The sequence below is a fragment of the Paenibacillus sp. P32E genome (assembly GCF_001909085.1).
Classification (GTDB): Bacteria; Bacillota; Bacilli; order Paenibacillales; family Paenibacillaceae; genus Paenibacillus_AQ; species Paenibacillus_AQ helianthi.
The window spans coordinates 312,709-327,208 of record NZ_LVYY01000046.1 but is presented as its reverse complement, the minus strand read 5'-3'; the positions used below and the strand labels follow the sequence as shown (position 1 = coordinate 327,208).

Genomic DNA, 14,500 nt, shown 5'->3' with positions numbered 1-14,500 from the left:
CTTCAATTTCTTGCGGACGAAAAATACATTTCCCTAGAGCATTACTTCGTGGATGGCACCAAGATCGAGGCCAACGCGAATCGTTACACCTTTGTGTGGGGCAAAGCGGTTAGTAAGCATAAGGCCAAACTCCAAGAAAAGGTACATGCTTTGTTTGTCGACATTGAGGCCGCAGAGAAACGAGAAGAACAGGAACACCGTGGCCAGGACCTGAACGAACTCGGCGAGTCCGCCGAGATTGACAGTGCGAAACTGGAACAAATGACTCAGGCGCTGGAGTCGCAACTGCTGGAGAAGCCTAAAGACAAATCCTTAAAGAAAGCTGTTCGGAAGCTTCGTAAAGACCTGCTTCCAAGGCTTGTTAAATACGAACACTACCAGAAGCTGCTCGGGGACCGAAACAGCTTTAGTAAGACCGATCCGGATGCCACCTTCATGCGGATGAAGGAAGATCACATGCGAAACGGTCAACTCAAACCCGGATACAACGTACAGATTGGGACCGAAAATCAGTTTATTTTGGCGTACAGTCTACACCAAAGACCCACCGATACCCGCTGTTTGCAACCGCATTTGGAAAAGGCAAGGCAGATCCTGGGGGAGCATCCGAAGGTGGTGATTGCGGATGCAGGCTACGGCAGTGAAGAGAACTATGCATATTTGGAAAATGAACACGTAAAGGCCGTAGTCAAATATAGCAGCTACCACAACGAAAAAAGCAAAGCGTGGAAAGAGAATATCGGAAAGATAGAGAACTGGACGTACGACAAAGCCAAGGATACATGGAAGTGCCCAGCCGGACAAACACTGCATTTCCGGAAAGAAAGCAAGGAAGTGCTGGAGAGTGGCTATGAAATTCGAAAACGTCATTACCGCAGCCAGAGCTGTGAAGGCTGCCCATTGAAGGAACGTTGTACAAAAGCCGCAGGAAACCGTGAAGTCGTCGTTAGTCTGGAACGAATACGGTACCAGAACCAGGCTCGTGAGATTCTACGGAGTGATGAAGGTTACGCCTTGGCCGTGCGCCGGATGACGGAACCGGAGAGTGTGTTTGGACAACTGAAGAACAACCGGGGCTTCCGACGATTTCTGCTTCGCGGCATCGAAAAAGTGACGCTTGAAGTCGGGTGGCTTTCACTTGCCCATAATCTGCTGAAGCAAGCCACCCATGACCAAAAACGCAAAGCAGCGATCCTCCAATAACGGGAGAATCGCTGCTTTGCTCACTTTTTGTGGTCTTAAGAATGAAGAAAGCTGTCTAAATCATAGAAAACCCACTTATGGGACAGCCCCGTTTTTTATCTATAATCTTTGCACCGAGTATTGTGATTCTACTTCCTATACCCCCACCGATGAACTGTCTTTAGGCTATACGTATAATTTGTACGGCGGTCCTGCCAAATCTCCTCTGAACATACGGTCTTAAGCATGATCTGCAGCAGCCGGCCGTTTCTTTTGTCTCCATTTACCTACTACAAGCAAGAGCAAGGGCAGGCCGAGCATATTCACTGGCATGGCAAACGGCACCCAGTAACGCTGCAAATAATTTGAAGTCGCCTCCGTTACATCTTGGGGAATTAACGCAAATACAAACATCACCGGTGCAATGAACCAAATCAGATTCCTCCAGTTGCGGACATGCAAAAATTGGGCAGTACCATAGCTCATCAGGAAGAGCATCACAGCAAATTTGACAAATACGCTGGCAAGCCATACGACGACCGGAATCGCATCGAAATTATCGATAAAGCCGAACAGTGATATTTTTTTGGTCATTTCGAAAAAAGGGTACCACGTGTTAGAGGAAAGATTGACCCCTAAAGTGAAGATCACCATCAGCGTTGTTATCAGTACAAAGAATACCGAGGTCAAGACGGCCCCGAACGCGTACACCGCCCCCTTACGCGGCTGGGTCAAAAATGCGGCAAACATAAGGTATTCAACAGAATGACCGAGGTAGGAGGCTGGTGCCAGCGCTCCACCCAGTATTCCCGTCATTCCGCTATCCGCATAGACCGGGAGGATGTTCCTCCATTGAATATTGTTGGCGCTAGCGATCAGGACAAGGCTGATCATGAGCAAGATGATCGGCCCCAGAACCTCGCCACAGCGGGCAATGCCTTCAATTCCGCCGGCATAGGTTGCATAGACAATCACGATGATCATCAGAAGCATGACTGCTTCTTTCGGTGTTCCGTGAAGCAGCATGACTTGGACCAAATCGGAGAATTGGCGGAGAATAATGGGGGTGATTGTATACCATTGAATCAAGTATATTACGATTACAGCTTTGCCGATCCATCTCCCAAGAATTATATGACTGTATTCGAAAAAAGTCTGTCCGGGGTAAAGCTTCGCGGCTTGCGTCGCCAAGAGTGCGATCAGCGAAGCGATACCTCCGGCAACGACAACGGAAATCCACGCATCCTGTTTTGCCTGTAGGCTTGGGGTGACCGTCATGACCAATGTCATCCCGAGATCCATGATAAGGATGATCCAGAAAACCTGTAGACCCGTCAATTTCATCTTCATCGCAAGCAACCCCTTTTCCAGTTGAGATTAGTCCCTTTTTTCTTTATGTGCGGGGGAGTGCGTTTTGCCCGTTCGTTCGATCTTGATGTGGGCATCGACAGTCACGGGAACCTCAGGAAAAATATCAAGCCATTTATCTCCCATTTTTCCCCATGCATACGGATGCTCGATGTGGATGTTCTCTCCGATGCCGAGGATATCCGACTTGAGCACTTTTTGTACATGCGTTATCATGCTCTCTGCCTCGCTTTGAATTTGATTCGACAACAAGGTTTCGACACGTTTCATATGATTCACTTTGCTCAGGTCCAGCTCCGTATCGTTATCGACCGCCCGGACGGAGGCATGTAACGACACCTTTACTTTGGGGAGGTCATTCTTGATTACCGAGTGCATTTTCATGCTGCTATGCAACAGTTCAACACCTACGGTCCCTCCGTATTGTTCGTTCTCAGGTTCCATTTGCACACTAAACCTCAAATGGTGTGTCTTTCCTGTCCACCAACGTAATAGTTTTACTTCATCGGATGACAGGTATCCGGATAATTGATTTCTATGGTAAACTGCAGCCCGGTCAATCGTGAACGTTTCCTTATCAGTGCCTTTATGAATGACCCTTATGGCAGCGGTAACCGGTGATCTGTCTTGTGAGGACAGGGCATTCAAGAATTCGTCCATTTTGACAGGAAAGCTTAATTTGCTGGATTGAATTTTGTTGATGCCGATACCCGGAATGAGTTCAAGCTGATAAGGGGTGTTCAAAATTTCTTTGGCTGTCCCTCCATAAGTTGTTAGCACATAGCTATTGGAGCGGCTCTCAGGGAATCTGGTAAATGTATCCACTACCTTATTGATACCATGCCGGGCGAAATGTTCTCCGAAAATGATGACGCCTCTATGCCCGAAATAAATGGTACGAGACAGTTGCTGCTGCAATTTCCCTGTCACTTCCGATGAGTTCTTCCCGTTGGCCGAGATGACGATGACTGATTTCTTGCCTCTCCCCCCGGACTGTACGGCACTGGGGATTCCCGTTGGAAGGGCGATCTGAAGGGTTATTTCGAGCTGTCCATCATCTGTAAGATCAATTCCGCTTGCCATGACCAAAGCGAGATCGTCCATTTCATTGCGGTCCCAGCAGCCGGTCGTCAATCCGAGAATAACGAAAATAACCAGGAACCTGAATGTCCGGAGTATTCTGGTCATTTGCTCCTTTCACTCCATTCTTCGCTGTGTTTGCTGTTGACGCCTCCGCATTACCCGCCATGGGGCACGGATCAAAGTATCCGTTAGTCCTGTGGGGTTAAATGGTGCAATTGGTGTCATATAGGGAACACCGAAGGATTTCAGGGTTACCAGATGGATCAAGATACAAATCAAGCCAATCCCAACTCCATACAGGCCGAAGCTTGCAGCGAGAAGCATAAGCGGAAACCGTATAATACTGATCGCCTGGCTCATGCCCGGGTTCGGGATGAGAAAGGAAGCAATACCTGTAACGGATACGACGATGATCTGGGGAGCGGAAATAATACCTGCCTGAACCGCAGCCTGTCCAATGACAAGTGCGCCCACAATGCTGATCGTCTGGCCTACTGGACGGGGAAGGCGGATTCCTGCTTCGCGCAGCGCCTCAAAGGTAATTTCCATGATCAATCCTTCCGCTATTGCCGGAAAAGGAACAACTTCCCGCGCCGCTGCAAGGCTGAGGGCCAAGCTTGTCGGGATCATTTCCTGATGGAAGGTCGTTACGGCAATATATAAGGAGGGGAGCGCCATCGCTAAAAAAGCGAATAAATATCTGAGCCATCGCAGCATCGTAACGTATATGAAATTAGTATAATAGTCCTCGGCTGACTGAAACCCGAACCAGAATGTGATCGGGAGAACAAGTACCATCGGCGAGCCGTCAATGAGGACCGCTATTTTACCTTCGATCAGTGAACCTGAAACCAAATCGGGCCGTTGAGTCGCCTGCATCAGGGGAAACGGTGAGTAGGGATGATCGCTAATCAATTCCTCGATATATCCGGATTCCAGTACGCTGTCCATATCGATGCTGGATATCCGTTTTTTCACATCTTCAACTACGCTTTGTTCTGCTAGATTATCAATATATACAATCATTACGTCAGTCTGAGAAAGTCTTCCTACACAGAGCTTTTCCGTCTTTAGCAGGGGCGTCCGGAGTCGATGGCGAATGAGGGCAATGTTGATATCGAGCTTCTCATTAAAACCGTATCGAGGACCGCGAATGACTGCTTCCGTTGCCGGTTCCTCAAGCGGACGATGCAGCTTGTCGCTTAGCCCAAAGGTGAACGCCTCTGAGGAAGATTGGGCGAATAACACGACTTCTCCCCTAACGATGCTTTGAACGATTTCATTCATGTTCGTGACGATACGGGGTTGTACAATGGAAGCCAATTTGAAATTCAGTATTTCATAGAGCTGACGGGGGTTGTCAATAGATACGGCCTCCGGCTGCATCAAAGGCTCCAAAAAACCGGCATCCCAAAGCTGATCGTCAACTAAAACCTTCAAATAAACCACCATACCGGGAATGGAGCCTAACATATGTAGTTTGCGCACGACCAGATCGGAGCAATTAGCAAACAATTGAGTGATGGTAGACTCATTGTCATCCAACTTGCCGGAAATCTTCGATTCAATTGTTTTTTCTAATTCTTTCAGCCTGTTTTCGAAAGGACCAGATACTCTTTTTTTCGCTTTCATATGCCACCCCTTTCAAGATATAACATCCCCCATCCATTATTGGATTATTCGGAATTAAATACCATGAGTGAGAGGCAAGTTGAAACGGCTTATACAACATATAAATTCTTATATTTCGAAAAAGGGGCTATCCCTTCTGCTTTTTCCAAAGCTTTTGAGATAGTCCCTTAGTGGGGGCTCCATTGAGGTATATTTTCCCTGCCGCCGTGCATACTTCATGCATAACAAAAGAATGCATATGGAAGGGGTGCAAGAACAATGAAAGTGCTCGGAAAAGCAGCCGCCTTTTTGCTTATTATCGCTTTATCAGGAGCCGTCCTGTATTATGCCACCGCAATGGGTGGTTAGCTGAAATACTTAGTGACAATCTTCTCTGCCGTCCGGGTAGCCAGCGCTTGTGTCGTGAGAGTAGGGTTAGGGCCGCCGATGCCATTGAAGTGCACACTGTTGTCGGCTATGAACAGGCGCCTCACTTGATAAGCCTCACAGTTCGTATCGGTGACATATCCCATCCGCATCGTGCTTTCGAGATGGATCATGGAGCCAAAGGGAGTATCTGAGCGGATAATCTTTCTGGCACCGGCTTGCTTCAGCGTTTCCGAAGCGTATCTCGCCAGTTGATCCCTCTTCTTCAGTGTCTTCGGGCTAGGAGTATAATGTATGATCGGAATCGGACCGTTCTCGTCTTTCAGGAGTGGATCGACCTGTACCCTGTTACGATAGAGTGTCTCGTCATCCGTAAGAATCAGCATGCTCATCGTCCGGGAATAGTTCATCATCAGCTCTTTGAGCTGAGGACCAACGACACGGCCGTGAATATCCCACGGCGCTCCCGGCTCCGGCGGATTAAGAGCGTCATATCCCGCTTCACTGAACCCATAGGTCAAGAAGGCCATTAGACCAGGGCTTAGGCAAGAGACTTGAAAAATCCCGGTTCCCGGAATATCGACCCTGGCCCCCGAAGTATGGCCGACATACGGATAGACCGCTGGCTGTCCAATAGTGCGCATCAGATCCTTTTCATCAAAAACGCCTGCAACCCAGTCAAAGCAATGATTGGTTAGTCCTCTTCCCACCCATTCGTTAAAGGGTAGCCCCGAATTCAGCCAGAGACGCGGAGATTCGATGCAGCCAGCGGCCATAACAACCGTTCTAGCCGTTAACTCGCCGATTTCTCCCGTCCACGTATCCCGAAACTGCACACCAGTTGCGCGAAGTCCTTCTTTCGGATCTTGCGCCGTCAAGAGCTTGATCACGAAGGAGTTCGGCCGGATTGCAACGTTTCCGGTTTTGAGAGCGAGTGGAACGTAGCTGACAAGGGTGCTCCTTTTGGCGATCTTATCCACAGAAGGCCCGGATGAGCAACCATTGACACAATTCCCCTTCAAGGTACATCCTTCCATGTTGGACAGTTGCTCAAGCGAGTAATTGGGGTCCATCAGATGCTCGTTGGTGGGAAGAATGGCATTCGGATTGGGACGGTAACCCGGGGTCGTGACATTCAGCGTCGGATTCAGCTGCCAGCCTGACCTTTTGGCACCGTAGAAAAAAAGCTCTTCCTTGGGCGTTGTAGGCGCGAACTGGACCGGCAGCGTGGCTTCGGCCTTTTCGTAATAAGGAATCAGCTCCCGATAGCTGATCGGCCAAATATTGTCGACCGCAAGGGGGAAAGCGCGCGGTGACTGCGACCAATAAAGCTGGGTCGTTCCCCCTACCCCAGATAGCTGCCAGATGTCACCTTTCTGGCGCATGACCCGGTGCCACGGTGTGCGGCGGCGGTCGGCAGGCCCAAAACGGAATACGCCGGACACAAAATCATTCATATTGTTTTCATATGCATTGAAGATCTTCTTGTATATCCCTACATCCAAATCCTTATACTCGGAGCTCCACTCTCCGCCCCGCTCGCTGTTCGGATTCGCCCATTGTTTGTTTCCGTACCATGGTCCGGCTTCCAATACCAGCACTTTCAAGCCTGCCTCCCCAAGTTCCTTCGCTGCAACGGCACCTCCACCGCCTGATCCGATCACGATGACGTCCGCATCGAACATTGTTTCTGCACTATTCAATGGTGGATTCCCCTCCCTTGCGTTGGATGGTCAGCATATATCCAATGAGCGCCCGGTATCCCGGCACAACTCCAGGATATTCCGCCTGCTTCCATGAGACCGGGAAATATTCCAGCCTTCGTTCGGTCGGTGTCCTAAGCCGGGTCGTTCCGTATGCCGACCACTCCGAATAGTTGCCAAACATCGTTTGCCGGTTAAGAAAGTCAATCATATACCGGGTAAACCCCAAATCGTTCCGGTATGGAGAAGGCAAAACCCCTGGGTCAATAATCCCTTGCTCCAGCATAGCAAGAACACGAATCCGGTCAGCCGGGGATATTGCGCTGAATGGTCCGCTTTCCCAAAGCAGGTGATTGGGGGGATACTGCAGCTGTCCCAAGGCGGCTAAATGGAGGGCACCAGCATTAAGCAATCCTGCGGTGGAACAGGACAATGGAATGTCCGTCAAACCCAATCCCAATACAAGAGACAGGCTGTGGTCCAGCTCCCAGATCATATACTCGTGTATGCACAAATCAGCTGCTCCTGCAGTCAGCTCCAGCGGATATATGGCAGACACTGGTGAATCAGGTATGATTGCCTCAACAAGTGCTCGAAATGTTGCAAGGGTATGGGAATCGACTGTTGCAGCATAGATTGCAGACGGATGCATACTAATTCCCCCTTTAGTGACAGGTATTGGTCATTGAACTAAAACCCGCATCACCAATATCTATTCGCCTGGAGGACTTCTCAGACGCTGCCCGGCAACAAAATCTGCACGTAAGCAAATTCAAAAAAAAACTACTACAGCAAGATTAACTAGCAGGTTTCCAGTCTTTTGTCGAAGGTATATAGGTCAGAATTTACCCCAGGAGATGACCTTCATGCTTGAGAAAAATAGATTGGGTGCCGCGCTCAGAGTTTACTTCAGACCTGAGTTTAAAAATGGTCCACACTGTGAATCTAAATTGCGGAGAACCCATACCGCATGGGAGAAAAGATTATCACAAGAGACGGAATCATCCATGCATGGAGCATGGCTTATGCTTGTAAAAATCCAGACTGTGCACACGCAGGCGTTGCGTATAAATCTGCTGAAGCTGAGATGCTTAGCTTGAAGCATTCCTCGTATGGATATGACGTGCCAGCTCTCGTTGGGGAACTACGCTTTAAGCAACATCGAACGGTTCGGAAGTTGCCGAAGCAGTGAACGAACAAGGCATTCCAACGGGTGAAAGACATGCTCAAAATTTGTACGAACTGCTAAGGGATATGTGGCAGCCGTTCGAGCTCTGCTCCTTGAAGATGGAGATCCACCATTGGGGCTTCCTGGATTAATTATTTATGAACGTGCACAAGCCATACAAGCTTCCTTACAAAGATGCTTGAGGAAAAAAAGAGCTTAATTTACTTCAAGGTGTTGTCAGATTATTCAGTAAAAATTGAAGAATTAAAACCTAGTCATACAGCCGTTTCGCGGCTAGTGAAACCCTTGGAACATATCGCTAGCCTACTCACTCCTGAGGAAGACAAAAGTAGTGAGACGGCTGAGTGGTAACTGTCCCTGCTACTGGAATGGGTGAAACAAACCTATACGCATCAGAGTGACGAGCTAATGGTTAACAATTTACTTAACTTTTCCAGAGGGTTTTGGAAAGGCTTTTTCACTTGTTATGACCATTACTACATTCCAAGAACGAACAATGACTTAGAGCAATTCTTTCGACGGACGAAGGCTAGTCACCGTCGTATTACGGGACTTCTATTTAGTTAAAGGAAGGACAGTTAAACCCAGTTCAGACATTGTCATAGAGGGTTATTTAGATACATTCTCCATTGTGAATCGAATATCTGAAGAAGTAACAAAAAGGTTATCTTTACTGAACTAACCGGTTCCTGTTTTGGCCATCACTCGCCCACCGCGTTCGCGCTGCCATCGTTCCGGTCCCATTTCATTTCTAAAATTTATTATAGCGATTTACATCCTTTCAATAAGATTGCATAATGATGTATTATAAAGTATGCATATTTATATCATATACTTACCAAAAGGAGAGTGTACTTGTGCGCGAAACCTATATTCCAACTGGCGTGAAACTAAAAGAAACTGGCTTTGGATACACGTTGTCCTTAATAGGCGGTAAATATAAAATGATCATTATGTATTGGCTGTCTGAAAATAAGGTAATGCGGTTTAATGAGCTGAAGCGATGTATCGGTACCATTTCCTTTAAAACGCAAAGCATCATGTTAAAAGAGCTGGAGGCAGATGGGCTTATCATACGCAAGGAATTTCCCCAAATACCTCCAAAAGTTGAATATTCATTATCTGAAAGTGGTCTTTCTCTCATTCCATTGTTAAATATGATGTGCGAGTGGGGAGAGAAAAACAGTTTGCCAGCTCTGGAGGCTGTACAGCGGTAGGCAAAGTTGTTTTGTTTATATTACAAAGAAGTATCTCCTGAACAGGGAAATACTTCTTTTTTTATAGCAGTCTTAATAAAGCTAACTATTACAGATTGTCAAGAAAACTCAAATAATTTAGTGTGCTTTTTTCCAATTCGCTTACAGACGGCTCATTTTCTGTATCAGGCACATTTTCACCAGTCTCGTTTTCCGTACCATAATACGCAAAGAACGAACGGTAATTTGCATTGCAGTATAAGAAGGTAGTTTCAAAAGGAGATAATAAATAATCAAGTACATAGTGATATCTTCCATCTTCACTATAATCTTCTTTTTTACTTCCGGCAGATACAGCTAAAGCAGCTTTGCGATTCTTTAATTTATCTCCTCCATTTGAACCATGAGCCCACCCATAAGTTAAAACATCGTCAAGCCATTTTTTAAGGAGAGGCGGACAATTAAACCAATATATAGGGAACTGCAAAATAAGATTACCATGTGATTCAACCAATTTTTGTTCTTTTTTCACGTCTATGCTTCCATCAGGGTAAGCCTTATGCAATTCGTGAACAGTATACTTTTCAGGATGTTTTTTGAGTTCTTCTACCCATCGCTTATTAATTACGGATGTTTCTATGCTCGGGTGTGTCACGACAACAAGAGTTTTCAAAGATTTGTCCTCCTTATTTCTTATATAGCCTCTCGGCACTCGCCGACACGAAAATTCGTATTGCCGGTTAATCAACTGGATCGCTTGAGCGATTTTGTGCGCTTTGGATTTTGCAGTTGGCTAAGCACTAACCTTTTAGATATTAGTTTCTTCCTATAGCTTTACTAAGTTCTAATGGAGCTTTGGAGCCGGTTACTCGTAAATATACCATAACGGTTGTTGCAGCGATGGCAACAACCGCAGCTCCAATCCAGCTAATCGAAGCTAAGGAAGCTTGTTCCACTACAACGCCTCCAATTCCTGCACCAGCACCCATAGCAAGCTGTAAAACTGAACTATTCATACTCACCATAATGCCTGAAGCCGCCGGAGCAAGCGTCATTAAGTGATATTGCTGAGTTGGACTTGTTGACCAAGCGGAGAGAGCCCAAAATATGAGCACAAGGAAAACGATAGCAGACGAGTGGGCTGATAATGACAGTAGAACTAAGGCTACTACATGCAGTACCATACTGACAAATAAAGTACGAGGGAATCCCCATTTATCCGTACTATAGCCGCCAAGCTTTGAGCCGAATAAGCTGGCAATCCCGAAAGCGAATAAAGCAATGATAACTGTTTTACTGTTCATCCCTGTAACCGACAGTAGGAAGGGAGAAATGTAGGTGTAGACAATAGAATAACCAGAAATCCATAAGAAAGTGATCATTAGGGCTACAATTATTTTCGGTTGCTTAATTAAAGCAAGCTGTTTGCGTAAGGGAACCGACTCGTCGCCATTTGAGCGTGGGATGACTAAGAGTATAACGATCATCGCAAGAATACTAAGTGCACCGATTCCTCCGAAGATCAATCTCCAATCATAAGCGGAAGCAATAACTCTGCCTAGCGGAACACCGATAATCAACGAGGTGCTAAAGCCCATAAGGATTGTTGCAATTGCACTTCCTTGTTTATCAGGTGGAGTCATCTTGGTAGCGACAGTAAAGGAGGTTACAACGAATACTCCCATGCTTAGTGCAAGAATAACGCGTGAGACTATAAGAAATTCAAAGCCAGGTAAAACTACGGCGATACTATTTCCAATCACAAATACGCCAAGTGAATAAACTAAAAGCTTGCGCTGCTCCATTCGTGCTGTAAATGCGATAAGGAAAGGTGTTCCAAAAGCATAGGCGAGTGAAAAAACAGTAATGAGCTGACCAGCAGCAGCGACAGAGACATTAACGTCTCTTGCAACTGTGTCGAGAATCCCTGCTATGATATACTCGGATGTTCCAAGCAAGAAGCTAACAGCGGCTAATAAGTAAACTTTCCAGGCATTAGACATATAATTATCCCTCTTTCTTAAGTTTCTATATTTCCGGGTGTATAGAAATTTATTTATTTCGTTCTTTGAGTATAAAGATTGCACTCTAACTATGTAAGTACGCACATTTAGTACAGGTACTGTCATAAAGGTAAGTGTCACCCTGAGCATATACACTAAATTTTATTAACACCATTATGCTTATTAAACTCCCTCGGGGGAACTATAGTTCAACATCGTAAGGGCTGCCGCGTGGCAGCCCTTCGCTCAGCTAACGGAGTATAGTTTATTAATCTAAGATTGTTGTTGAAGTGATAAAAGTTCTTACCTAAGCACTGACGGTTGCTGTCCCGGCATACCGATTGCTGAATCCATACTTTAAGAATCTCAAAACCAATGAAAAGGGACCCCGGTTCAAAATTCATTTATTCGCGACAAAAAAACGTGGACACTCATGAGGTGTCCACGTTTCTCATTGGAATTTTTAAACACGGATTACTTGGTACTTAGGGTTGATGACTTCAGTTGGGCAATTCACATTGACTTGCAATACCATCTCTTGCGGCAGCTTATGAACAACCGTCATGAACGCGAATACCCCCTCTGGCTCGCCTTGATCGGCGACCCCTGTATCCAGTTTATTACCTTTAGAATCCGTAAGGTAGAACGGCAGATTATCAGCGTTAGGATTACCAAAATTTATGAACGTGCACAAGCCATACAAGCTTCCTTACAAAGATGCTTGAGGAAAAAAAGAGCTTAATTTACTTCAAGGTGTTGTCAGATTATTCAGTAAAAATTGAAGAATTAAAACCTAGTCATACAGCCGTTTCGCGGCTAGTGAAACCCTTGGAACATATCGCTAGCCTACTCACTCCTGAGGAAGACAAAAGTAGTGAGACGGCTGAGTGGTAACTGTCCCTGCTACTGGAATGGGTGAAACAGACCTATACGCATCAGAGTGACGAGCTAATGGTTAACAATTTACTTAACTTTTCCAGAGGGTTTGGAAAGGCTTTTTCACTTGTTACGACCATTAAAAATTTAATCGCAATAGCGCAGGCTACCTCAACGACTTAGAGCAAAATGGAATTCACTTATACGGTGGTTAATTTTGCTGTCGTAGAAAAAAAGGAATCCCGTAAGCTGAACTAACCGCTCTGAGGATCCCCCTTCCCTATTCATTCATAGTATCCTGCTCTTTTTTCCCTTCCAGCTCCTCTGCCGCCTCCATCTGGGCCCTTATCGCTGGCACCTGAAAAGGCTGTCTCCGAAATCCGGTCGGTTCCCTGGCCTTCCGCATGACTCCAAGCGCATAAATCCCGGAAAATAACACAACAAACATCACACCCGCCGCGAGTCCTCCGCCTTGTCCCGGGATCAGCGGCATACTGGCAAGAATCGCTACCAGACTTACGATCGCAATCCATGAGGTGTAAGGATATCCGCGCAGCCCATGCTGCCCGGTCAGTGGACTGCCATGACGCTTGCGCAGCCGGTAATGGCTGGCCATGATGATTACATAGGAGAACAGCAACGAAAAGCCGCCTGAGCTGACCAGAAAGAGATAGACCCCCTGCGGCAGCAGCATTCCCATCCAGAGTCCTGCCAGCATCGCGGCCCCGGAGATCAGGATACCTCTAAAGGGAATGTCCGCACGGTCCCGCATCCATTCGGGAGTATGCCCCTCCTCAGCCAAAGAACGGAGCATTCGGCCCAGACCAAATACCGAAGCCAGCATCGTAGACAAAATGGCAGATACCAGCACGATATTCATCACGGTCCCGGTCCACCCCAATCCGTATAGGCTTAGTGCAGATACGAATGGACTAATCTGTTCAGATACCCGTGCCGGGGGCAACAGCAGGAACAGAGCGGTTATTGCTGCCAAATACAATCCGACCAGGAGCACGATGGTATACCGGATCGCCCGTGGAATAGTGATTCCCGGATTGCCCGTCTCCGATGCCGCCAGACCGAGCACCTCAAAGCCTGCATAAGTGAACATCACCATCAGCATGCTCCCCGCGATTCCGGCAATCCCTCCAGGCATCAAGCTCTGCCCGCGGGCAACGCCAAGACCTACCGGACCTGCACCTCTTGTACCCAAGCCCACAATTAAAGCAACGGCAATCAGCACAAACGCCACAATGGCGAGCAACTTAAATGCGGCGAGTCCGCTCTCCAGCTTGCTCAGCCGTTTTGCACCCAGCAGGTTAAGCAGGGTCACCCCCACGATAATCCCCGATCCGAGGAGTGCAAGCGGCAAGGCGGGAAACCAGCCCCGCAGCAGAATGGACACTGCCGTAGCTTCACTGGACATCGCAAGCACAAGTCCTGTCCAGTAGACCCAGCCTACCGTGAATCCTGCGCCGCGGCCAAAAGCCTGTTCCGTATAGGTTCGAAAGGACCCCGCAACCGGATTAGCTACCGTCATCTCCGACAATGCGGACAAAATAAAATAGACAAGAATCCCTCCAATTACATAGGACAGCAGCACAGACGGTCCTGCCGCACGGATTGCCACCGACGATCCCAGGAAAAAGGAGCCGCCGACCACCGTCCCCAGTGCAAGCATTGTCAATCCCCACACCGATAATCCTTTATTCCCCTGCCCCATACTGCTGCCTCCTCGCGTTTTACGGAGAGTATCTGCAATATGCGGGAATTTACCCATGGAAACAAGTAGAAACGGCTACGCCATCCTTATAAGGACGGCATCCGTTTCAGCGAGAAAGAGAAGGATCATCTATAGCGTGAAACATATACATTTTTATCTTTTTAAAAAGGCCGCTCCGG

At 47.2% G+C, this 14,500-nt stretch carries 11 protein-coding genes; 2 read left to right on the top strand and 9 right to left on the bottom strand.

All coding sequences use genetic code 11. From position 1 onward, the window contains the following. The coding region (locus A3848_RS26070; protein ID WP_143192462.1) for an IS1182 family transposase at window positions 1-1,203 on the top strand (1,203 nt) is incomplete at its 5' end. A gap of 219 nt (window positions 1,204-1,422) precedes the next feature. Here the strand turns inward: A3848_RS26070 and A3848_RS26065 are convergent. From A3848_RS26065 to A3848_RS26045, 5 genes are all read right to left on the bottom strand, one after another. After that, window positions 1,423-2,532: a GerAB/ArcD/ProY family transporter gene (locus A3848_RS26065; RefSeq protein ID WP_074087785.1), complete on the bottom strand. Its 1,110-nt coding sequence runs from the start codon at window positions 2,530-2,532 to the stop codon at window positions 1,423-1,425. A 27-nt stretch (window positions 2,533-2,559) separates the two neighbouring features. Next, window positions 2,560-3,738, bottom strand: a complete 1,179-nt coding sequence (locus A3848_RS26060) for a Ger(x)C family spore germination protein (RefSeq protein WP_074087783.1) — start codon at window positions 3,736-3,738, stop codon at window positions 2,560-2,562. 9 nt (window positions 3,739-3,747) lie between these two features. Then, window positions 3,748-5,265 (bottom strand): spore germination protein, encoded by a 1,518-nt coding sequence (locus A3848_RS26055; protein WP_074087781.1) that lies wholly within the window; start codon window positions 5,263-5,265, stop codon window positions 3,748-3,750. A 344-nt stretch (window positions 5,266-5,609) separates the two neighbouring features. Further along, window positions 5,610-7,316 carry a GMC family oxidoreductase N-terminal domain-containing protein gene (locus A3848_RS26050; protein ID WP_074087838.1) on the bottom strand — a complete coding sequence of 569 codons (1,707 nt, stop codon included), beginning with the start codon at window positions 7,314-7,316 and terminating at the stop codon, window positions 5,610-5,612. Window positions 7,317-7,326: 10 nt separating this feature from the next. After that, entirely contained in the window at window positions 7,327-7,986 is a 660-nt protein-coding gene (locus A3848_RS26045) for a hypothetical protein (protein ID WP_074087780.1), read from the bottom strand. Between the two features lie 1,394 nt (window positions 7,987-9,380). Between A3848_RS26045 and A3848_RS26035 the strand changes: the two genes are divergently transcribed. Further along, window positions 9,381-9,740 (top strand): winged helix-turn-helix transcriptional regulator, encoded by a 360-nt coding sequence (locus A3848_RS26035; protein ID WP_074087776.1) that lies wholly within the window; start codon window positions 9,381-9,383, stop codon window positions 9,738-9,740. Between the two features lie 88 nt (window positions 9,741-9,828). Here A3848_RS26035 and A3848_RS26030 read toward each other — a convergent pair whose 3' ends face one another. From A3848_RS26030 to A3848_RS26015, 4 genes are all read right to left on the bottom strand, one after another. After that, on the bottom strand, window positions 9,829-10,392 hold the full coding sequence (locus A3848_RS26030; RefSeq protein WP_074087774.1) for an NAD(P)H-dependent oxidoreductase: 564 nt from the start codon (window positions 10,390-10,392) through the stop codon (window positions 9,829-9,831). A 142-nt stretch (window positions 10,393-10,534) separates the two neighbouring features. After that, on the bottom strand, window positions 10,535-11,722 hold the full coding sequence (locus A3848_RS26025; protein WP_074087772.1) for an MFS transporter: 1,188 nt from the start codon (window positions 11,720-11,722) through the stop codon (window positions 10,535-10,537). Window positions 11,723-12,185: 463 nt separating this feature from the next. Beyond that, window positions 12,186-12,416: a hypothetical protein gene (locus tag A3848_RS26020; RefSeq protein WP_074087770.1), complete on the bottom strand. Its 231-nt coding sequence runs from the start codon at window positions 12,414-12,416 to the stop codon at window positions 12,186-12,188. Between the two features lie 462 nt (window positions 12,417-12,878). Next, window positions 12,879-14,321: an amino acid permease gene (locus A3848_RS26015; protein ID WP_074087768.1), complete on the bottom strand. Its 1,443-nt coding sequence runs from the start codon at window positions 14,319-14,321 to the stop codon at window positions 12,879-12,881. Window positions 14,322-14,500: the final 179 nt, after the last annotated feature.

Coding starts and splice junctions, on each gene's coding strand:
- A3848_RS26015 (WP_074087768.1), bottom strand. CDS start 14,321: ATGGGGCAGGGGAATAAAGGATTATCGGTGTGGGGATTGACAATGCTT.
- A3848_RS26055 (WP_074087781.1), bottom strand. CDS start 5,265: ATGAAAGCGAAAAAAAGAGTATCTGGTCCTTTCGAAAACAGGCTGAAA.
- A3848_RS26060 (WP_074087783.1), bottom strand. CDS start 3,738: ATGACCAGAATACTCCGGACATTCAGGTTCCTGGTTATTTTCGTTATT.
- A3848_RS26050 (WP_074087838.1), bottom strand. CDS start 7,316: ATGTTCGATGCGGACGTCATCGTGATCGGATCAGGCGGTGGAGGTGCC.
- A3848_RS26065 (WP_074087785.1), bottom strand. CDS start 2,532: ATGAAGATGAAATTGACGGGTCTACAGGTTTTCTGGATCATCCTTATC.
- A3848_RS26025 (WP_074087772.1), bottom strand. CDS start 11,722: ATGTCTAATGCCTGGAAAGTTTACTTATTAGCCGCTGTTAGCTTCTTG.
- A3848_RS26045 (WP_074087780.1), bottom strand. CDS start 7,986: ATGCATCCGTCTGCAATCTATGCTGCAACAGTCGATTCCCATACCCTT.